Annotated in this window: 17 protein-coding genes and 4 pseudogenes; 18 read left to right on the top strand and 3 right to left on the bottom strand. The window is 73.8% G+C overall.

Going from position 1 to position 20,306, the window contains the following annotated elements; all coding sequences use genetic code 11:
* The first annotated feature begins 181 nt into the window (after window positions 1-181).
* The 9 genes from FM076_RS14480 (at window position 182) to FM076_RS14440 (ending at window position 4,332) form a co-directional block, all read left to right on the top strand.
* Window positions 182-406, top strand: coding sequence for a hypothetical protein (locus tag FM076_RS14480; RefSeq protein WP_243274497.1), 225 nt, complete (start codon window positions 182-184; stop codon window positions 404-406).
* A 141-nt stretch (window positions 407-547) separates the two neighbouring features.
* Entirely contained in the window at window positions 548-757 is a 210-nt protein-coding gene (locus FM076_RS14475) for a hypothetical protein (RefSeq protein ID WP_173870934.1), read from the top strand.
* Entirely contained in the window at window positions 754-969 is a 216-nt protein-coding gene (locus FM076_RS14470; protein WP_173870932.1) for a hypothetical protein, read from the top strand. The genes FM076_RS14475 and FM076_RS14470 overlap by 4 nt, the downstream gene beginning before the upstream one ends.
* On the top strand, window positions 962-1,327 hold the full coding sequence (locus tag FM076_RS14465) for a hypothetical protein (RefSeq protein WP_173870929.1): 366 nt from the start codon (window positions 962-964) through the stop codon (window positions 1,325-1,327). Before FM076_RS14470 ends, FM076_RS14465 begins: the two co-directional genes overlap by 8 nt.
* A gap of 104 nt (window positions 1,328-1,431) precedes the next feature.
* Window positions 1,432-1,668 (top strand): hypothetical protein, encoded by a 237-nt coding sequence (locus FM076_RS14460; RefSeq protein WP_173870927.1) that lies wholly within the window; start codon window positions 1,432-1,434, stop codon window positions 1,666-1,668.
* A gap of 361 nt (window positions 1,669-2,029) precedes the next feature.
* The gene (locus tag FM076_RS14455) at window positions 2,030-2,500 is read left to right on the top strand and encodes an NUDIX domain-containing protein (RefSeq protein ID WP_173870925.1); all 471 of its coding nucleotides are present in this window, start codon (window positions 2,030-2,032) and stop codon (window positions 2,498-2,500) included.
* On the top strand, window positions 2,497-3,462 hold the full coding sequence (gene hemC, locus FM076_RS14450; RefSeq protein WP_345945008.1) for a hydroxymethylbilane synthase: 966 nt from the start codon (window positions 2,497-2,499) through the stop codon (window positions 3,460-3,462). The genes FM076_RS14455 and hemC overlap by 4 nt, the downstream gene beginning before the upstream one ends.
* Window positions 3,463-3,605: 143 nt before the next feature.
* Window positions 3,606-3,818: a hypothetical protein gene (locus tag FM076_RS14445; RefSeq protein WP_173867893.1), complete on the top strand. Its 213-nt coding sequence runs from the start codon at window positions 3,606-3,608 to the stop codon at window positions 3,816-3,818.
* A 106-nt stretch (window positions 3,819-3,924) separates the two neighbouring features.
* The gene (locus FM076_RS14440; RefSeq protein ID WP_173870923.1) at window positions 3,925-4,332 is read left to right on the top strand and encodes a hypothetical protein; all 408 of its coding nucleotides are present in this window, start codon (window positions 3,925-3,927) and stop codon (window positions 4,330-4,332) included.
* Between the two features lie 364 nt (window positions 4,333-4,696).
* On the opposite strand, the gene serC is transcribed toward FM076_RS14440, so the two are convergent.
* Window positions 4,697-5,815: a phosphoserine transaminase gene (serC, locus tag FM076_RS14435; RefSeq protein ID WP_173870921.1), complete on the bottom strand. Its 1,119-nt coding sequence runs from the start codon at window positions 5,813-5,815 to the stop codon at window positions 4,697-4,699.
* A gap of 104 nt (window positions 5,816-5,919) precedes the next feature.
* On the opposite strand from serC, the gene FM076_RS14430 reads away from it, so the two are divergent.
* The 4 genes from FM076_RS14430 (at window position 5,920) to FM076_RS14415 (ending at window position 11,567) form a co-directional block, all read left to right on the top strand.
* Complete coding sequence (locus FM076_RS14430; protein WP_173870919.1) at window positions 5,920-6,300, top strand: MmcQ/YjbR family DNA-binding protein; 381 nt, start codon at window positions 5,920-5,922, stop codon at window positions 6,298-6,300.
* 197 nt (window positions 6,301-6,497) lie between these two features.
* Window positions 6,498-6,905, top strand: a complete 408-nt coding sequence (locus tag FM076_RS14425; RefSeq protein ID WP_173870917.1) for a YciI family protein — start codon at window positions 6,498-6,500, stop codon at window positions 6,903-6,905.
* An 8-nt stretch (window positions 6,906-6,913) separates the two neighbouring features.
* Entirely contained in the window at window positions 6,914-8,071 is a 1,158-nt protein-coding gene (locus FM076_RS14420) for an RNA polymerase sigma factor (RefSeq protein WP_173874739.1), read from the top strand.
* 613 nt (window positions 8,072-8,684) lie between these two features.
* Entirely contained in the window at window positions 8,685-11,567 is a 2,883-nt protein-coding gene (locus tag FM076_RS14415) for an FAD-binding and (Fe-S)-binding domain-containing protein (protein WP_173870915.1), read from the top strand.
* Between the two features lie 111 nt (window positions 11,568-11,678).
* On the opposite strand, the pseudogene FM076_RS14410 reads toward FM076_RS14415, so the two are convergent.
* Window positions 11,679-12,335 (bottom strand): annotated as a pseudogene (locus FM076_RS14410) (dioxygenase); the annotation flags it as partial.
* Window positions 12,336-12,452: 117 nt separating this feature from the next.
* On the bottom strand, window positions 12,453-13,532 hold the full coding sequence (locus tag FM076_RS14405; protein WP_243274496.1) for a helix-turn-helix domain-containing protein: 1,080 nt from the start codon (window positions 13,530-13,532) through the stop codon (window positions 12,453-12,455).
* Window positions 13,533-13,806: 274 nt separating this feature from the next.
* Here FM076_RS14405 and FM076_RS14400 point away from each other — a divergent pair, with 274 nt between their 5' ends.
* The 5 genes and pseudogenes from FM076_RS14400 to FM076_RS35310 form a co-directional block, all read left to right on the top strand.
* A complete protein-coding gene (locus FM076_RS14400; RefSeq protein ID WP_173870911.1) occupies window positions 13,807-14,493 on the top strand; it encodes a DUF998 domain-containing protein in 687 nt (228 codons plus the stop codon).
* Between the two features lie 205 nt (window positions 14,494-14,698).
* Window positions 14,699-15,128: pseudogene (locus FM076_RS14395) on the top strand (maleylpyruvate isomerase family mycothiol-dependent enzyme); the annotation flags it as partial.
* A gap of 83 nt (window positions 15,129-15,211) precedes the next feature.
* Complete coding sequence (locus FM076_RS14390) at window positions 15,212-17,074, top strand: acyclic terpene utilization AtuA family protein (protein ID WP_173870909.1); 1,863 nt, start codon at window positions 15,212-15,214, stop codon at window positions 17,072-17,074.
* A pseudogene (locus tag FM076_RS35315) lies at window positions 17,071-18,684 on the top strand (acyl-CoA carboxylase subunit beta); the annotation flags it as partial. The gene FM076_RS14390 and the pseudogene FM076_RS35315, both read left to right, overlap by 4 nt.
* A gap of 93 nt (window positions 18,685-18,777) precedes the next feature.
* Window positions 18,778-20,306, top strand: a pseudogene (locus tag FM076_RS35310) (acetyl-CoA carboxylase biotin carboxylase subunit); the annotation flags it as partial.

Genomic DNA, 20,306 nt, shown 5'->3' with positions numbered 1-20,306 from the left:
TCTCAACTCCATACGGTCGGTAGCACTTCGACTACTTGCGAAACCGCAGGGGTGCCCTGTGCTTACCGACCTGAGACCAACCCCCACACCGCCTACCGGAGTTGCCCCCGCTCCGGTAGGCGCTCCCCTCCCCGCCGTCCCGTACCGCACCGGTACCTATCTGGCGGACGAGTCCACGGCCGTGGCCTCGCCGCCGTCGCCGGCGTGGACCGGCCGCGTCATCCACGTATGGCCGGGCGGCAGGTGCCAGCTCATCACCCCCACCCGTTACGCGTGGACCGCCGCCCCGGGCAACCTGCGGCCGGCCACCGACGCCGAGCGCGCCGCCTACGACGCCCAGGTGCACGAGATCCAGCGGGAGCGGGCGGCGCTCTACCGGCAGCTGCGCGGGGGTGCCCGGTCGTGAGTCGGATGATGATCCGCGTCTCTCGCGACTCGGGCCGCTCCTGGACCAGGCCGCGTATCGTCCGCGCGGCGACGGTGCTGGCGACCACGCGGTGGCCTGTCTGCCGGTGTCCGTGGTGCCGCCACCGCAAGGACGGCCGCCATGACTGAGCCGGCCCCCTTCACATCGGCGCTGCACCGGCCCGGCTGGTACGGCACCTGCCCCCACTGCCGGGGCCCGCTGACCGTCCGCAACGACGCGCAGGACGACGGCATCAGAAGCATCGGCGCCCGCTGCCGCACCTGCTCGGGCAACAAGACCCCTACGCCCGCCGCCCCCACTGACAAGAACACCGGAGGAACGACCAGATGAGTGCCGGATGGTGCCAGTGGCACCAAGGCCACGCCGACGACGTCGAGATCATCGACGTCATCGAACGCGGCTCGGGCCCTCCCGCCGCAGCATCCGCCTGCCTGGACTGCGCCCGGAAGATCCGCGGCATCCCCTACGGCGAGACCGCCCTCGCGGCCGTCCAGGCACTGGAACAGCGTGAGGCCGCATCCCTTCGGAGGAGTCGTGCCTGAGAACAGAGTGCTCACCCTCACCCGGCTGATGGCCGGCTTGCTGGAGCGGGACGGCAGCATCGATGCCGTGCTGGAGAACCGCTTCCTGCGGGTGCTGTGGAAGAACAGCCGCGCCGAGGACCGGGCCCGCGTTCTGGCCCGGCAGGCGTGGCGTGCCCGGGAGTCGGTGGTCAGGGCGTCCAGGACTCGCGCGGCCTACCACCTCACCCGGCAGCTACGGCAGGACGCCCTCCAGCACACCGAAGGCGCCCCGTTCACCGTCGCCCCGGCTGATCTGTCCGACGACCTGACGACCCAACTGGAGGCCGCTGTGCTGCTGATGTGGGCCTCCTGGGACCTGGCGGAGGACGTCGCATGAGCACGCAGCCAGCAGTCATCGGAGCCTTACTTTTCGTCGTTTGGTTCTGTACGGGCGGCGCGGTGCTCAGCGCGATAGGCCGCGGACCCTCCTACGTGACACGGATGCCCGGAGAGACCGGCCCGCCCAGCCTGGGCGAGGCCGCACGGCGCGCCTGTTCCTGGCTCTTGTGGTGCTGCATGTGGCCCCGTGCTCTCTACCGCTGGGCCCGCGGCTACGGGGAGTTCCACGGCCATTTCGCGGCCGACTGCCCGCACCGCATCGAGGCCCGCGGCGCCGACGAGGCGACGCCGCCGTGGAACCGCTACCGGCACGGCAAGGCGTGCCGACGGCAGAAGTGATCACCATGCGGGACCAGGTGCTCTACATCGCCGTCGTCCTGGGGCTGATAGCCGCCCTGGCCTACGGCATCACCACCCACTGACCCCCACCCCGGCCATCACCGTCCCCGAGTGCCTACCCCCTTGGCACCGGGCCGGCCGGAGTGGGCACCACCCGCACCATCAGAAGGGCCACAGCACAGCATGGGCAAAAGAAGGACACGATCCGGGCCGCCAGGCAGGAAACGAGCCGCAGCGCCACGGGGAAGCCCGGTGAGACGCAGGGCCGGTTAGTAGACCGCTACATCCGCACCCACACCCCGGAGCGCCGCTACCCGCGCCCGGACGACTGGGACTCGGACTGGTACGACGACGGGGAAGAATGAGCAGCCCAACCCCGCCCGGATTCCCCGCCGCGGCCTACGGCCTGCTGACCGACCAGGCCCAGCGGGTGCTGATCGTGCAGCCGCCCGGAACCGGCGAAGCAGCGTGGCGCCTGCCCGGCGGACTCGTTGAACCCGGCGAGACACCCCGCGAGGCGCTGCGGCGGGAGCTTGCCGAAGAACTGGGCCTGGACCGGCAGGGAGACACGCTGCTCGCCGTCGAGTGGGTGCTGCCCCGCACCCCCGACCGGCGGGCACGGGTCACCTTCTTGTTCGGCACCCTCCCCGTCACCACCGCAGAGGCTGCCAGGCTGACGCTCCAGCGGGACGAGGTGGCCGCATGCCGCTGGGTGCCGGAGGAGGAAGCCATCACGCTCCTGCACGAGCGGCACGTCACCCGCCTCACCCGGGCCCGCACCGGCCCCTTACCCGTCTATCTCGAACACCGACCCAAGGAGAGACGTCCGTGACCGACTTCCCCGAGCGCGTGCTGCGGATCGGCACCCGCTCCAGCCCCCTGGCCCTCGCCCAGACCCAACAGGTAGCCGACCTGCTGCGCCGGCTCGTCCCGGACCTGACGATCGAGACGGTGCCGACCACCACCGAGGCCGACAAGTGGCAGGGCGACCTCGCGCAGCTCGGAGGGAAGGGCCTGTTCGTCAAGGCCATCGACCAGCAGCTCCAGCGCGGCGACATCGACATGGCCGTCCACTGCCTCAAGGACGTACCCGGCGACCAGCCGATGCCTCAAGGGCTGATCTTCGCCGCGATGCTGCCGCGCGCCGACGTGCGCGACGTCCTGGTCGTGCCGGACGGCAGCCCGGTCAAGAGCCTCGGTGACCTGCCGCCCGGGGCCACCGTGGCGACCACCGCCGTGCGCCGCAAAGCCCAGATCCTCGCCCGCCGCCCCGACCTGAACGTGGTGAGAGTTCGCGGTGCAGTCGGTACCCGCCTCGAGAAGCTGGACGGGAAGACCGGCGACCTCAAGGCCGACGCCATGGTCCTCGCCCGCGCCGGCCTGGAACGCCTCGGGATGACCGACCGCATCGTCTACGAGTTCCCGGTCCAGGAGATGCTGCCCGCCGTCGGCGCCGCCGTCCTGGCACTGGAGTGCCGCCGCGACGACACCCCCGTCGCCGGCCTGCTGGAGCGGCTCAACGATCCGAAGACGCAGACCGAGGCGACCGCCGAGCGCGTCATGCTCCACGGCCTCCGCGGGCACTGCAACAGCCCGATCGCTGGGTACTGCACCACCGAACCCGACGGACAGCTGTCCCTGCGCGGCATGGTCTTCTCCCGCGACGGCTCCACGTTCGCGCACGCCCACATCTGGGGCGAGACCTCCAACGACCCCGGCACGCTCGGCTCCCGCGTCTGCGCCGAGCTGCTGCGCCAGGACGCCCGCGACATCATCGACGGCATCCCCCACTGACCGAGCCATGAACTCCCACCCGCCGGGAGCGACACCGACCAAACCCCTGTGGGCGACCCGACGGGTGGGTCCATTTCCGGCGGCTGCCCCTGCCCGAGGGGCGGCCGCCGGAGACACCAACCCCAAGTAGGAGGAGGCGACCCGTGGAAGGGAGGCAATGGGTCACCGGTGAGTGCTGGATGCGCGACGCCGTGGACGTGCCCGTGCTGTGGTTCGGCCCTGTGCACAGCCATGCCCATGGGACCGTGCCCTTCTACGCCTGCGAGCCGTGCATCCGCCGTCTGGAGGCGCGCGCCTCCGCCTCCAACGCCCGGCGCTACGGCCTGACAGCCCCCGGCCTCCGACCTGCGGGGTGACGGCCACACGGCCGGAGGGCGGGCCATTACCCCCGATCCCTCATCGAGGAGGCGACGACATCCCTAGACTCAGATCGCCGCCCGAGACGTAAGGAAAGATCCACGAATGCGCATTGATCGGTTCCAGGAGTTTGCCGTCGCCGCTTACCGCGAGGCCCCCGAGGTCCTCTCGGCCCAGCCGTGGTCGGACGGAGTCAGGCGCCCGTACGGCATCGAGGTACAGCTGGCAGGCGGCAAGACCCTGCGGCACGCGATCACCCGCGTCCGGGTCCCCGACGAGGATCTGGAGAAGCCGGAGGAGCCCGTGCTGGGCGAGCCGCCGGCACCGATCGAGCCCCGGCCCACGCCCACGGGCGGGCGGGACCGGCAGACGGCGCAGTACTTTGCCGCCGTCCTGGCGGGCACCGGCAACAAGGAAGTCGCCCGCGTCTACGCATACGACCAGACCAGCCAGAATCCCGGGCTCGGCGCGGAGTTCCACGACGGCAGCAAGATCCACATGCTGCTCGTGTGACTCCGCGTCGGCCCCCTCTGTCGGAGGTGACCATGCGAGCACCACGAGCACGACGGTTCGACCCCGCCGAGTGCGGGCAGGGCTCCTGCCCAGTGTGCGGGGCAGTGGCCTCGGTAGAGCCGGGAGAGGCTATGCCGAACCACCAGGAGACCGGCACGAACCGCACATGCAGCGGCTCCGGCCTGCCCGCCATCGGCTAGCCGGCCATCGGACCTGGCCGTCCGTGCTCCGCGCCGCAGGCGGCCGGAGCCCGGCTCCGCTGTCAGGCGTCTGGGTGCGGCGAGGCTGGGGAGTCGGCGGGAGCGGTCCCTCCAGGGAGAGAAGGGGTGCCCCCGGAAGCGGCGGAGGGGGCACCCCGGGGTGTTCAGAGGCGTTCGACCACCCAGTCGACGCACGAGGCCAGTGCCTCGACGTCGGCCGGCTCGACGGCGGGGAACATGGCGACCCGCAGCTGGTTGCGCCCCAGCTTGCGGTACGGCTCGGTGTCCACGATGCCGTTGGCCCGCAGCACCTTGGCCACGGCGGACGCGTCCACGTCGTCGGAGAAGTCGATGGTGCCCACGACCTGCGAACGCTGCGCCGGGTCGGAGACGAACGGGGCGGCGAAGGACGCCTTCTCCGCCCAGCCGTACAGCCGCGAGGAGGAGTCCGCGGTGCGCCGGACGGCCCAGTCGAGGCCGCCCTGCCCGTTCAGCCACTCCAGCTGGTCGGCCAGCAGGAAGAGGGTGGCCAGCGCCGGGGTGTTGTACGTCTGGTTCTTGCGCGAGTTGTCGATCGCGGTCTTCAGGTCGAAGAACGCCGGGATGTGCCGGTCGGAGGCGGCGATGCGCTCGGCGCGCTCGATCGCGGCGGGGGAGAAGACCGCGATCCACAGCCCTCCGTCGGCGGCGAAGGACTTCTGGGGGGCGAAGTAGTAGACGTCCGTCTCCGCGATGTCCACCGGGAGCCCGCCCGCGCCGGAGGTGGCGTCCACCAGCACGAGGGCGCCGTCGTCCGCGCCGGGCACGCGCTGGAGCGGCATCGCGACACCGGTCGAGGTCTCGTTGTGGGTGAGCGCGTAGACGTCGACGCCCTGCTCGCCGCGCGCCTGGGGGTGGGTGCCCGGGTCGCTCGTGATGACGCTGGGCTCACCGAGCCATGGCGCCTGCTGGGCCGCCTTGGCGAACTTGGAGGAGAACTCGCCGAAGGACAGATGCTGGGAACGGGAGGCGATCAGGCCGTGGGTCGCGATGTCCCAGAAGGCGGTGGAGCCGCCGTTGCCCAGGACCACCTCGTACCCCGCGGGCAGCGAGAAGAGGCTCCGTACGCCCTCGCGCACCCTGCCGACGAGGTCCTTGACGGGCGCCTGGCGGTGGGAGGTGCCCATGAGGGAGGTGCCGGTCGCGGCCAGCGCGCTGAGCGCCTCCTCACGCACCTTGCTGGGGCCCGAGCCGAAGCGACCGTCGGCGGGCTTGAGGTCAGCGGGAATCTGGAGATCAGCCACGGGACCACACTAGTGCCGCCGTGGCGGGGGGACCGCCGGATGTCCAGCGCCTGAGACGGCCGGCGGACACCCGGACTGCCGGGGTGCGCTCCTAAGCTGTGCCCATGAGTGGTCCTGGACCCGGCCGCCGCCCCGGCCCCGACGACGTACGACGCCTCGCCCTCGCCCTGCCGCGGACCAAGGAGGTCGAGGCGTGGGCGATGCCGACCTTCCGCGTCGCGGGCAAGATGTTCCTCACCATGCCCGACGACCAGTCGTCGTTCGCGGTGCGCTGCCCCAGGCTGGAGCGCGGCGAGCTGATCGCCGCCGAGCCCGGGAAGTTCTGGGTCCCGCCCCACGAGGCGGCCTCCAACTGGGTGCGGGCACGTCTCGCCGCGCTCGACGACATGACGGAGCTGCGGGACATCGTCACCGACTCCTGGCAGCAGGCCGCCCCGCCCCGCCTCCGCGAGACCCTCGTCCCACCGGACCCCTACGGCTCCTGAGCGGGTCGCCCAGGGGTCTCCGGGAGGAGGTTCGCAGGAGTCTCCGGGAGTGCCTGAAGGGGGTGCCAGGCGTCGGCGCACCCGCCCGGAAAAGAATTCCTGGAAAAAGTCGGCGGGGATGTCGAGAACCCGCGTCCGGCTCCGTCCCTGGGGTGAACGCGACGACAATGGGTCGCCCCGCACCGAGGAGAACCACGATGGCCAAGTACCTGCTGCTGAAGCACTACCGCGGCGCCCCTGCCCCGGTCAACGACGTACCGATGGACCAGTGGAGCCCGGAGGAGATCTCGGCCCACGTGCAGTACATGAACGACTTCGCGGCGCGACTGGAGAAGACCGGCGAGTTCGTCGACGGCCAGGCGCTCGCCCCCGAGGGGACGTGGGTCCGCTACGACGGCGAGGGGCGCCCCCCGGTCACCGACGGACCGTTCGCCGAGACGAAGGACCTCATCGCCGGCTGGATGGTGATCGACGTGGACAGCTACGAGCGGGCCGTCGAGCTGGCCGGTGAGCTGTCGGCCGCACCGGGCAAGGACGGCAAGCCGATCCACGAGTGGCTGGAGATGCGCCCGTTCCTGACCGAGCCGCCCACCATCACGGAGTGACCTCACCGATGGACGAGGCCCTGCTCAGGAGCCTCATGCCGAGCGTGCTCACCGTCCTCGTCCGCCGCGGAGCCGACTTCGCGGCGGCCGAGGACGCCGTGCAGGAGGCCCTGGTCGAGGCACTCCGTGCCTGGCCGGCCGATCCGCCGAGGGACCCCAAGGGCTGGCTGGTCACCGTGGCCTGGCGCAAGTTCCTCGACGGGGCGCGCGCCGACGCCGCCCGGCGCCGGCGCGAGGAGCGCGTCGAGGAGGAGCCGGTGCCCGGACCGGCGCCCGCGGCGGACGACACGCTCCAGCTCTACTTCCTGTGCGCCCACCCGTCGCTGACGCCGTCGTCCGCCGCCGCGCTCACCCTGCGGGCCGTCGGCGGGCTGACCACCCGGCAGATCGCCCGGGCCTACCTCGTGCCCGAGGCGACCATGGCCCAGCGGATCAGCCGCGCCAAGCGCACCGTCTCGGCCGCGGGGTTCGACCGGCCCGGCGATGTCGCCACCGTGCTGCGCGTCCTCTACCTGGTCTTCAACGAGGGCTACTCCGGCGACGTCGACCTGGCCGCCGAGGCCATCCGGCTCACCCGGCAGCTCGCCGCCGTCGTCGACCACCCCGAGGTGTCCGGGCTGCTCGCCCTCATGCTGCTGCACCACGCCCGGCGCGCCGCGCGGACCGCGCCCGACGGCAGCCTGGTGCCGCTCGCCGAGCAGGACCGGGGCCGCTGGGACACCGCGCTGATCGCGGAGGGCATCGCCATCCTCCAGGCGGCCCTCGCCCGCGACCGGCTGGGCGAGTTCCAGGCCCAGGCCGCCATCGCGGCGCTGCACGCCGACGCGCCCACCGCCGAGGAGACCGACTGGGTGCAGATCGTCGAGTGGTACGACGAGCTGACGCGCCTGACCGCCAGCCCCGTCGTCCGGCTCAACCGCGCGGTCGCCGTCGGAGAGGCCGACGGCCCGCGCGCCGGCCTGGCGGCGCTCGCCGGACTGGACCCCTCCCTGCCCCGCCACACCGCGGTGGCGGCCTACCTCCACGAGCGCGACGGCGACCCCAAGACGGCGGCCCGGCTGTACGCCGAGGCGGCCCGCAAGGCCCCCAGCCTCGCCGAACGCGACCACCTGACCCGCCAGGCCGCCCGCCTCAACACCCACGGAAAGACCCCCGGAGGGCGCTGACGCGGGGAGGGGGGTGACGGGAGCGCACGGTGCGGTGCTGGGGTCGCTCTGCGGGGGCGCGGGACCGGAGCGCAGGGTGCGGTGGCGGGATCGCTCTGCGGGGGTGCGGTGCCGGAGTTGCTGTGCCGGGGGCGGAGGAGGTGCCGGGGCGCTGTCCCGAGGCCGGTGAGCCGAGGGTGGTACGCCGAGGACGGTATGCCGAGGACGGCGGTGGCCGGGACGAACGGGGCCCCACCTTTCGGCTTTCGGCGCCCGGAGCGCGTACCCCGGCGCCCGGAGTGCATACCCGGCGCCCAGGAGTCCGCACCCCGCGGCACCTGGACGCCGCACGCCCTGGGCGGCTTCACCGCGCCGGCCGCGGAATCCGCCCGTACCGGTGCGGGACCGTATCCATCCGCCACGGCGGCACCCATCCGCCACAACGGCACCCATCCGCCACAACGGAGCCCCTCCCCCACAACGGAACTCCTCCACCATGGCGGCGGAAACGGCGAAAAGGGAGGGCGGGTCTCCCGATGTCGGGGCGGGGTGGAGGGAACGTGACGCGGGACACAGGGGCCGGTACGGTACCAAGGGCAGCGCCGAGGGCGCCTCAGCGTGCACGCTGAGGCGCATGGCAGACGCACGGAACCTGGAACGGGCACTGCGCGCGGCGGTGCGGGGCGGCGAGGTGGAGTTCGGGACGCAGGACAGAGCGCTGGTGACGATGGACGCCTCCAACTACCGGCGGGTTCCGCTCGGTGTGGTGGCGCCCCGCGACGAGGACGACGTGGCGGCGGTGCTGTCCGTCTGCCGGGCGCAGGGGGTTCCGGTGGTGCCGCGGGGAGCGGGGACGTCGATCGCCGGGCAGGCCACGGGGGCGGGTGTCGTCCTCGACTTCACCCGCCACATGCGGACCATCGAGCACCTGGACCCGGAGAGCCGCACGGCGGTCGTCCGTCCGGGTGTCATCCTGGACGACCTGCGGAACGCGGCGGCCCCGCACGGCCTCACCTTCGGACCCGACCCCTCCACCCACAGCCGCTGCACGCTCGGCGGCATGATCGGCAACAATTCCTGCGGCTCCCACTCGGTGGCGTGGGGCACCACCGCCGACAACGTGCGCGAGCTGGAGGTCCTCACCTACGGCGGCGAGCGGGCCCTGCTCGCGCGCGGCGGCGAGGGCGTGCCCGCGCGTCTGCGCTCCGCCGCCCGATCCCTCGTCCAGGGCGAACTGGCCCGGCTGCGCACGGGTTTCCCCGAGCTGCCCCGCCGCATCTCGGGTTACGCGCTGGACGAGCTGCTGCCCGAGAAGGGCGAGGACTGGGCGCGGGTCTTCACCGGCAGCGAGGGCACGCTGGGGGTGCTGACGCGCGCGACGGTGAAGCTGGTGCCGACCCCGGGCGCGCGCGTGCTGGCCGTGCTCGGGTACGCGGACGAGAGCGCGGCGGCGGAGGCGGCGGCCGGACTGCTCCCGTACTCCCCGCTGACCGTCGAGGGCATGGCCAACGACCTGGTCTCCGACGCCGCCCGCGCCTCCCTCCCCCGGGGCGGCGCCTGGCTGTTCGTGGAGGTCGGCGGCGACGACGCGGCACACGCGAAGGCCAACGCCGAGAAGCTGTGCCACGCCGCCCGGGAGGGCACCACCGACCACGCCCTCGTGGCGGACCCGGCCGGGCAGCGCGCCCTGTGGCGGGTCCGCGAGGACGCCTCCGGCACGGCGACCCGGATTCCTGGGGGCACCTCCCGGACGAAGTCCGGGGGAGGTACCGAGGCGTGGCCCGGGTGGGAGGACTGCGCGGTGCCCCCGGCCCGGCTGGGCGCCTACCTGCGCGACTTCCGCGCGCTGCTGCGCGAGTTCGGGCTGCGCGGACTGCCCTACGGCCACTTCGGCGACGGCTGCATCCACGTCCGGATCGACTTCGACCTGATGGGCGAGGCGGGCATCGCGACGTTCCGCGCGTTCTCCACCGCGCTGGCCGACATCGTCGTCGCGCACGGCGGATCGCTCTCCGGGGAGCACGGCGACGGGCAGGCGCGCGCCGAACTGCTGCCCCGGATGTACGGGGAGGAGATGGTCGGCCTCTTCAACCGGTTCAAGGACCTGTGGGACCCGGCGGGCGGCCTCAACCCGGGCATGCTGGTGCGGCCGGACCCGCTGGACGCCAACCTGCGCTTCGCGCCGCTGCCGCGCAAGCCGGTGGACGTCGCGTTCGGCTACCCGCACGACGGCGGGGACTTCTCGGCGGCCGTGCGCCGCTGCGTGGGTGTGGCCAAGTGCCGCGACGAGACGGCGGCGGGCCCGGGCGTCATGTGCCCCTCCTTCCGCGCCACCGGCGAGGAGAAGCACTCCACGCGCGGCCGGGCGAGGCTGCTGCACGAGATGCTCGCGGGCGAGGTCGTCACCGACGGCTGGCAGTCGGAGGAGGTGCGCGACGCGCTGGATCTGTGCCTGTCGTGCAAGGGATGCCGCAGCGACTGCCCGGTCGGGGTGGACATGGCCACCTACAAGGCCGAGTTCCTGCACCACTACCACGAGGGCGACGCCGCGAACCCGGGCAGGCGCCGTCCCATGGCGCACTACTCCATGGGCTGGCTCCCGCGCTGGCTGCGCCTGGCCGCCGCCACCCGCACGGTGCCGCTGCTGAACGCGGGGGCCAAGGTGCCTCCGCTGGCCGCCCTCGCCAAGCGGGTGGGCGGACTGGCTCCCGAGCGGGACATCCCGGCGCTGCCCCGTACGCCCTTCACCCGCTGGTGGCGCGCGCAGCCGGGCCGCGCCCAGGAGACCGGCGAACCGGTCGTGCTGTGGCCCGACACCTTCACCAACTACCTGTCACCCGAGGCCGGTACGGCGGCCGTGCGGGTCTTCCGGGACGCGGGCCTGCGTCCCGTCGTACCGCCGCAGCAGGTGTGCTGCGGCCTGACGTACGTCTCCACCGGCCAGCTCAACCGCGCCCGTACGGTGATGCGCCGCACCCTCGACCGCATCGAGCCCGCCCTCGACGCGGGACTGCCTGTCGCCGTCCTGGAGCCCCCGTGCGCGGCGGCGCTCCGCACGGACGTCCCCGAACTGCTGGACGGGGACCCCCGCGCGAAGCGCCTGGCACGAGCGGTCCGCACCTTCGCGCAGACCCTGGAGGAGCGGGCCCCCGACTGGCACCCGCCGCGCATCGGCCGCCCCGTCGCCGGCCAGAACCACTGCCACCAGCACGCGGTCATCGGCGACGCCGCCGACCGCCGCCTGCGCGAACGCGCCGGTCTGACGGGCGAGCTGAGCGGCGGCTGCTGCGGGCTGGCCGGCAACTTCGGCTTCGAGAAGGGCCACTACGAGGTCTCCGCGGCCTGCGCGGAGGACCAGTTGCTGCCCTCCCTGCGCCGGGCCACCGAGGCGGCCGGACCCGCCGGGGACCCGGTCCTGCTCGCGGACGGCTATTCGTGCCGTACCCAGATGGAACAACTGGGCGGCTACCGCGGCCGCCACCTCGCGGAGGTGCTGGCGGAACACCTGACGGGCTGAGCGGGGACGGAGCCCGGCGGCCCGCCCGCTCGCCTGGGCGTGCGCCACGAACTCGCCTGGGCGTGCGCCACGAACCCGCCTAGGCGTGCACCACGAACCCGCCTAGGCGTGCACCACGAAGTCGAACGACCCGGCCAGGCCCCTGCCTTCCTGGCGGACGTTCATCAGCAGCCGGGCGTCGAAGATCGGGTCGGTGCGGTTGCGCGGCTCGCCGGGGAAGTACAGCTGTGTGGTGAGCACCGACTGGTGCGGCGCCTGCACTTTGACGTGCAGGTGCCGGGTGCGGCCCGGATACAGTCCGGGCCGCAGGGTCGTCAGCCGGAAGGAGCCGTCGGCGCCGGTGTACTGGTGGCCGCGGAACCGGTACCCGGCGTTGTCGTAGGCCCCGTTCGGGTCGGCCTGCCACCAGTCCAGCAGTACGCCTGCCAGCGGTGCGCAGTCCAGCCCGAAGACGTAGCCGCTGACCGTCAGCGACGTGCCCGGGGTGCCGGGCGGCACGAGAACGCCGCGCTCCGGGGAGTTGGGCTTGAAGTAGGGGCCCTCCGTCTGCGGCGGTGTCGGGTCGTCGCCGTCGTCGCAGGTGGGGGTCGGCTCCAGCCGCTGACCCTCCCCGCGCCGCTCACGGGCCAGCGCCGGCCCGGTGCCGCCGGCACCCGCGCCAACGAGCACGGCGGCGGGCCCGGCGGCCACCGCGGCACGCAGTACGCTCTTGCGGCTGATCCGGCGGGGGCGCCGCCTCTGCTCTTCGGTGTGCTTGTCGTCGTCCACTGGTTCGTTCCTCGCTCTTTCGACGGTGGGGAAGTGCGGGGGACGGACGCGTCCGGCCGGGTTCGGCCGAGTGGCAACGACGCTACGAGCGCGGGCGGGCGCGGTCGAGGGACGGACCTACCGGACCGTGGTGCTTTCCGTCCCGGCGCCGCCACCGGGACGGCTGCCACGGCCGGGACGGCTGCTGCGGCCTGGACGGCTGCTGCGGCCGGTTCCGGCCCCGGCGCCGCCATCTGGACCGTTGCCGCGACCGGGACGGCTACCGGACCCTGCACCGGTCCCGGACCCTGCACCGGTCCCGGTCCCGGTCCCGGCGCCGGTGCGGAGACCGGCCCCCTCCGCTTCCTCGCCGTTCTCCTGCACCTCCCGGCGGAACTGGCCGGGGCTGGCGCCGGTCTCCCGGCGGAAGAAGCGGCAGAAGTACGCCGGGTCGGCGAACCCCACCTCGTGCGCCACCTTCCGCACCGTCATGGCGGTGCCGGCCAGCAGCCGCTTGGCCTCCAGCACCTGCGCGTGCCGGATGAGCTGCCCGGGGGTCCGCCCGGTGGCCGCGCGGACGGCGGCGGTCAGATAGCCGGCGGACACGCCCAGTTCGGCCGCGCACGTGCCCACCGTGCGCGCCCCCGCCGCACCGGGCAGCTCCAGCAGCCGGACGAACTGCCCCGCCACGGTGGCCGCCCGCCCGGGCGGGGCCGCCTCGTCGGCGCCCTCGTCCGCGGGGAGGCGGCTGGCCTGGACGAGCAGGATGTGCGTGTACGCCTGGAGGACGGAGAGCATGCCGCGCCGCGCCTCGCCGTGTTCGGCGCGCATGGCGTCGAGCAGGGACTCGACGCGGGCGGCGGCCTGCCCGGACAGCGGCAGGGAGGGGCGCTCGCCCAGGCGTCGGAGTAACGCGCGGTCGCCGGGGTGGGCGAGCAGGAACGCCTCGTCGAAGAGGACGACACAGCCGTGGACCTGCTGCCGCTGCTGCCAGTGGTGCGTCTGGCCGGGCGTGATGAAGCACAGGTGCGGCGGGCGCAGCGTCCAGCGCCGCAGGTCGATGACGTGGGTTCCGCTGCCGCGCGTGACGTAGGCGATCTCGTAGAAGGTGTGCCGGTGCGGGTAGGCGGCCCGGGAGAGCGGGCCGATCGTGTCGAACGTCCCGATGGCGAAGGGGAGGACGCGCGGCTCGGGAACGTCCAGACGGTGCAGCTGCATGGTGCGGTGCCATCGCTCGGAGCTTCGCGTCGCGGCCACGCTGTGTCCCTTCTCGCGGGTCTCGCGGGATTCCGGTCGCGCTCCGGTGCCGGGGCGGTGTGCTGCCCGGGCGCTCGTCCGCTGGGAGCTACCCGCGGCGGCGGCCGGGGAAAAGTCGCCGCACGCGGGACGGGGGGTTTTCCCCACCCCGTTCCGGGGGGCTGCTCGGAGTGATCGGACCGGCCGCCGCGTGGTCCGCTGTCGGTACCGAAACCGTGCGACAGAAGGCGGACAGGTGAAGGTTCGGATCGGGTACGGCGCGTGGGTCGCGGGTGTGGTGCAGTTCTTCGTCCTCCACGTGGTCGTGCAGTCGGCGTGGGCGAGACCGTACAGCTGGGCCCGCAACAACATCAGCGACCTGGGCAACGCGCACTGCGCCCTCCAGACGGACCCGGAGTCCCGGTACGTCTGCTCGCCCGGACACGAGCTGATGAACGTCTCGTTCGTGACCCTCGGGGCCCTGCTGGCGGTGGGTGCCGCCCTGACCGGCGGCGGTGTGCTGTGGCGCGGGGGCGGCAGGGCGGCCGCGGCCCGGCTGCTGCTGGCCGGCGGGGGTCTCGGATTCGTCCTGGCCGGGCTGGCCCCCGCGGACGTGGACGAGAACCAGCACGCGCTGGGCGCGCTGCTGGTGATGGGCTCGGGAAACCTCGGCCTGGTGCTGGCCGGCTGGGCACTGGCGGAACGGGTGCCGGCGTGGGCCCGGCGGGTCACCGGCCTGCTGGGTGTCGTCGCGCTCACGGCGTTCGGCCTGTTCCTGTCCACCCGCTTTCTCGGGCTCGGCATGGGCGGCATGGAGCGGGTCGCGGCGTTCCCTGTGCTGCTGTGGGCGCTGGCCGCCGGGGGCGCCGGTCTGCTCGGCGGGGCGGTTCCGCGGCGGGACGCGCGGCCGGGTCGGAACGGCGCGGAGACCGTGCGGGGCTGACGGGGCGTCGGTACCGAGCCGCGGAGGCCGTGCGGGCTGACGGGGTGTCGGTACCGAGCCGGAAAGCCATGCAAGCACGCTTGCTTGTTTTTGCTCCGGCTGCCAGTCTCGGTGACACGGACGGCGGCCGGGACCGTGGCGGGCTCTCCGGTACCCCGCGGGTGCGCCCCTGCGCCCGCCGGGACGCGACCCGAGGAGGGCGGCAGTGGCGGCGACGACCCGAGCGCTCGACGGCGTACTGGACGACTTGCGTGCCGAGAGCGAGGAGGTGGAGCGGCTGGTGGCCGTCCTGCGGCCCGCCGAGTGGGCCGCTCCCACCCCGGCGCCCGGCTGGACCGTCGCCCACCAGATCGCCCACCTGGCCTGGACCGACGAGCGCGCCATGCTCGCCGCCGAAAACCCCGACGGCTTCCGCGGTGAGACCACCGGGCGGTCAGGTGTGGGCTCACGGACCCGCTGAGGCGGCCCAGCGGGTGACGGGGGACGCGCTCGACTTCTGCCGCCTGGTCACCCGGCGCCTGCACCGCGCCGACGCCCAAGTGCGCGCCGAGGGCGCCGAGGCCGAACGCTGGCTGGGCATCGCCCAGGCCTTCGCGGGCCCACCGGGGAGGGGCCGCGCGCCCGGGGAGGGGGCGGGCCGCCGTGCACGGGAGGAGGGCCGCGCGCCCGGGAAGGGCCCCGCATCCGGGACGGGGCCCGCGCCCGGGGAGGGGAACGGATGAGCGCGCCCACCGAGCCGCTGCGCGTCGGCAACGCCTCCGGCTTCTACGGGGACCGTTTCGACGCCCTCCGCGAGATGCTGACCGGCGGCCCGCTCGACGTCCTGACCGGCGACTACCTCGCCGAGCTGACCATGCTCATCCTCGGTCGCGACCGTCTCAAGGACCCGGGGCGCGGCTATGCCGTCACGTTTCTGCGGCAGTTGGAGGAGGGGCTGGGGCTCGCCAGGGAGCGTGGCGTCGCCTTGGTGGCGAACGCGGGCGGTCTCCATCCGGCCGGACTGGCGGATGCCGTAAGGGAGTTGAGCGGGCGGGTCGGTGTCCCGGCGCGGGTCGCCCACGTCGAGGGCGACGATCTGCTGGGGCGCGGGGAGGGGGGCGAGGGCGTGCTGACGGCCAACGCCTACCTCGGCGGCGCGGGGATCGCGGCGTGCCTGCGGGCGGGCGCCGACGTCGTCGTCACCGGCCGGGTGGCGGACGCCGCGCTGGTGAGCGGCTGCGCCGCCGCGCACTTCGGCTGGGCCGGCGACGACTGGGACCGGCTCGCCGGCGCCGTCGTCGCCGGGCACGTGCTGGAGTGCGGTGCCCAGGCGACCGGCGGCAACTACGCCTTCTTCGCGCGGGAGGGCCTCGATGTGAGGCATCCGGGGTTCCCCCTCGCGGAGGTGCACGCGGACGGCTCGTGCGTGGTGACCAAGCATCCGGGCACCGGCGGCGCGGTCACCGTCGGCACGGTCACCGCGCAGCTCCTGTACGAGACGGCCGGTCCCCGCTATCCGGGGCCCGATGTGACCGCCCGCCTGGATACGGTGCGGCTCGTCCAGGAGGGCCCCGACCGGGTCCGTGTCGAGGGGGTGCGGGGCGAGCCGCGCCCCGGCACGCTGAAGGTCGGCCTCACCCGCCTCGGGGGGTTCCGCAACGAGGTCGTCTTCGTCCTCACCGGGCTGGAGCTGGAGGCCAAGGCCTCGCTGGTGCGTGCGCAGATGGAGGCCGCGTTCGCCCGGGGCCGCCGTCCCCGCGAGGTGTCCTGGAGCCTGGCGCGTACGGACCGGGCCGACGCGGAGGTCCAGGAGGAGGCGAGCGCGCTGCTGCGGCTGGTGGTGCGTGACGACGACGAGAGCGTGGCGGGCCGCGCCGTCTCCGGGCCCGCGGTCGAACTGGCCCTCGCCAGCTACCCGGGCTTCCATGTGACGGCCCCCCCGTCGCGCGGGGCGCCCTACGGGGTGTTCGAGGCGGTGTACGTCGATGCGGCGTCGGTGCCTCATGTCGCGGTGCTGCCGGACGGTACGCGCGTGGACGTCTCCTTCCGTGGTCCCGCCCCCGAGCCTGCCCCCGAGCCCGGCCGCGAAGCGGACCCGCACGGGCCCGCGTTCCCGGAGGAGGAGCCGGCCCGTTCCGGTGCGGCGTCGGCTCGTCCGGGTGCGGCGTCGGCTCGTTCCGGTGCGACGTCGGCTCGTCCGGGTGCCGAGCCGGCCCGTCCCGGTGCCGAGCCGGCCCGTTCCCGTCCCGCGCCGGCGGGTGCGACCCGCCGGGCGCCCCTCGGGCTGGTCGCCGGGGCCCGCAGTGGCGACAAGGGCGGGAGTGCCAACCTCGGGGTGTGGGCGCGGGACGCGGATCCGGACGTCTACGCGTGGCTGAGGGAGACGCTGACCGTCGAGCGGCTCCGCGCGCTGCTGCCGGAGACGGCGGGGCTGACCGTCACCCGTCACGAGCTGCCCAACCTGGCGGCTCTCAATTTCGTGGTCGAGGACCTGCTCGGCGCGGGCGTGGCGTCGCAGCACCGGTTCGACCCGCAGGCCAAGGCGCTCGGCGAGTGGCTGCGCGCCCGGCACCTCGACATACCGGAGGGATTGCTGAAGTGACCGTGAGCACAGGAGCCCTCCGGTCGGCCCTGGACACCGGTTCGGCGGAGTACGCCGGGAACCGGGAGGCGATGCTCGGCAAGCTGGAGGAGCTGGCGGCCGAGGAGGCGAAGGCCCTCGCGGGCGGGGGCGAGAAGTACGTGGCGCGGCACCGGGGCCGCGGCAAGCTGCCGGCGCGGGAGCGGATCGAGCTGCTGCTCGATCCGGACACGCCGTTCCTGGAGTTGTCGCCGCTGGCCGCCTGGGGCAGCGACTACACCACCGGCGCCTCGCTGGTGACGGGCATCGGCGTCATCGAGGGCGTCGAGTGCCTGATCACGGCGAACGATCCGACGGTGCGGGGCGGCGCGAGCAACCCATGGACGCTGAAGAAGGCGTTGCGGGCCAACGAGATCGCGTTCGCGAACCGGCTGCCGTGCGTGAGCCTGGTGGAGAGCGGGGGCGCGGATCTGCCCAGCCAGAAGGAGATCTTCATCCCCGGGGGTGCGCTGTTCCGGGACATCACCCGGCTCTCGGAGGCGGGCATTCCGACGGTGGCGGTCGTCTTCGGCAACTCGACGGCGGGCGGCGCCTACATCCCCGGCATGTCCGACCACGTGATCATGGTGAAGGAGCGCGCCAAGGTGTTCCTCGGCGGGCCGCCGCTGGTGCGGATGGCGACCGGCGAGGAGGCGGACGACGAGGAGCTGGGCGGCGCCGACATGCACGCCCGCACCTCCGGGCTGGCCGACCACTACGCGCTGGACGAGCCGGACGCGCTGCGCCAGGCGCGCCGGGTGGTCGCCCGCCTCAACTGGCGCAAGGCGCACCCCGATCCGGACCCGGCCACCGTGCGGGAGCCGCTGTACGACCCGGAGGAGCTGCTGGGCGTGGTGCCCGGCGATCTGAGGATGCCGTTCGATCCGCGCGAGGTGATCGCGCGGATCGTGGACGCCTCGGCGTTCGACGAGTTCAAGCCGCTGTACGGGTCGAGTCTGGTGACCGGGTGGGCGCGGCTGCACGGCTATCCGGTGGGGATCCTGGCCAACGCGCGGGGCGTGCTCTTCAGCGAGGAGTCGCAGAAGGCGACGCAGTTCATCCAGCTCGCCAACCAGCGTGACATCCCGCTGCTGTTCCTGCACAACACCACCGGATACATGGTCGGCACGGAGTACGAGCAGGGCGGCATCGTCAAGCACGGCTCGATGATGATCAACGCGGTGTCCAACTCGAAGGTGCCGCACCTGTCGGTGCTGATGGGCGCCAGCTACGGCGCCGGCCACTACGGGATGTGCGGACGGGCCTTCGAGCCGCGGTTCCTGTTCGCGTGGCCCGGCGCCAAGTCCGCGGTGATGGGGCCGCAGCAGTTGGCCGGGGTGCTGTCGATCGTGATGCGCGAGTCGGCCGCCGCCAAGGGGCAGCCGTTCGACGAGGAGGCCGACGCCGGGCTGCGGGCCATGGTCGAGCGGCAGATCGAGAGCGAGTCGCTGCCGATGTTCCTGTCGGGGCGGCTGTACGACGACGGCGTCATCGACCCCCGCGACACCCGCACCGTTCTCGGTATCTGCCTGTCGGCCGTGCACACCGCGCCGGTGCGCGGGGCCCGCGGCGGCTTCGGCGTCTTCCGGATGAGATTCGGCGTCTTCCGGATAGGAGCGGCGGGATGTGAGCGGGCGGACGTGAGCGGTATCGACGGAACCGACAGGCACTCCGAGGAGCACGGAATGATCCACTCCGTACTGGTCGCCAACCGGGGTGAGATCGCCCGGCGCGTCTTCCGCACCTGCCGCGCGCTGGGCATCGCCACCGTGGCCGTGTACTCCGACGCGGACGCCGGCGCGCCCCACGTCCGCGAGGCCGACGCCGCCGTGCGGCTGCCGGGCAGCGCGCCCGCCGACACCTATCTGCGCGGCGACCTGGTCGTGGCGGCCGCGCGCGCCGCGGGCGCGGACGCCGTCCACCCCGGCTACGGCTTCCTCTCCGAGAACGCCGGCTTCGCCCGCGCGGTGCGCGACGCCGGTCTGGTGTGGATCGGCCCGCCGCCCGCCGCGATCGAGGCCATGGCCTCCAAGACCCGCGCCAAGGAGCTGATGGCCGGGGCCGGTGTGCCCCTGCTGGCGCCCCTGGACCCGGACCGGGTGACCGAGGCCGACCTGCCCGTCCTGGTCAAGGCTGCCGCGGGCGGCGGCGGGCGCGGGATGCGCGTCGTCCGCGACCTGGCCGCGCTGCCGGACGCGACCGGGGCGGCCCGCGCCGAGGCCGCCTCCGCCTTCGGGGACGGCGAGGTGTTCGTCGAGCCGTACGTGGAGCGGGGACGCCACGTCGAGGTGCAGGTGCTCGCCGACACCCACGGTGGGGTGTGGGCGCTGGGCACCCGCGACTGCTCCCTCCAGCGCCGCCACCAGAAAGTCATCGAGGAGGCTCCGGCGCCCGGGCTCGGCAGCGGGGTGCCGCACGCCCTGGAGGACGCGGCCGTCGCCGCGGCGCGCGCCGTCGCCTACGAGGGCGCGGGCACCGTGGAGTTCCTCGTCACCGCCGACGGGCGCCCGTACTTCCTGGAGATGAACACCCGCCTCCAGGTCGAGCACCCCGTCACCGAGTGCGTGTACGGGGTGGACCTGGTCGCGCACCAGCTCCGGATCGCGGAGGGCGCCCCGCTCCCGGCGGACGGCCCGCCCCCGGCCCGGGGCCACGCCGTCGAGGCCCGCCTGTACGCCGAGGACCCGGCCCGTGACTGGCAGCCGCAGACCGGGCGGCTGTGGCGCTTCGAGGTGCCCGGCGACGTCCGCGTCGACGCCGGGGTCGAGAGCGGCAGCGACATCGGCGTCCACTACGACCCGATGCTCGCCAAGGTAGTCGCCTGGGGCCCCGACCGCCCGGCCGCCGTACGCAAGCTGGCCCGCGCCCTGGAACAGGCCACCGTGCACGGCCCGGTCACCAACCGGGACCTGCTGGTGCGGTCGCTCCGCCACCCCGACTTCGCCACCGCCCGCCTGGACACCGGCTTCTACGAGCGGAACCTGGCCGCGCTGACCGGACCCGACGGTGAGGGGGCCGGTCCCGGCGGTGAGGGGGCCGTACCCGGTGGTGAGGGGGCGGGTTCTGGCGGTGACACCGTTTCCGGTGGTGAGGGGGCGGGTTCTGGCGGCGGGGCCGTTTCCGGTGGTGAGGGGGCCGGGCCTGGTGGCGGCGCGGGCGGTTCCGGTGGGGGTGCGTCGGGTCCCGGCGGTGAGGGGGCCGGTTCCGGTGGTGG

Origin of the sequence: Streptomyces albus subsp. chlorinus (assembly GCF_013302895.1) — a bacterium.
In the GTDB taxonomy this organism is placed as follows: domain Bacteria; phylum Actinomycetota; class Actinomycetes; order Streptomycetales; family Streptomycetaceae; genus Streptomyces; species Streptomyces chlorinus.
Note: the sequence above shows the minus strand (reverse complement) of the source record. Positions and strands in the feature narration are given on the sequence as shown.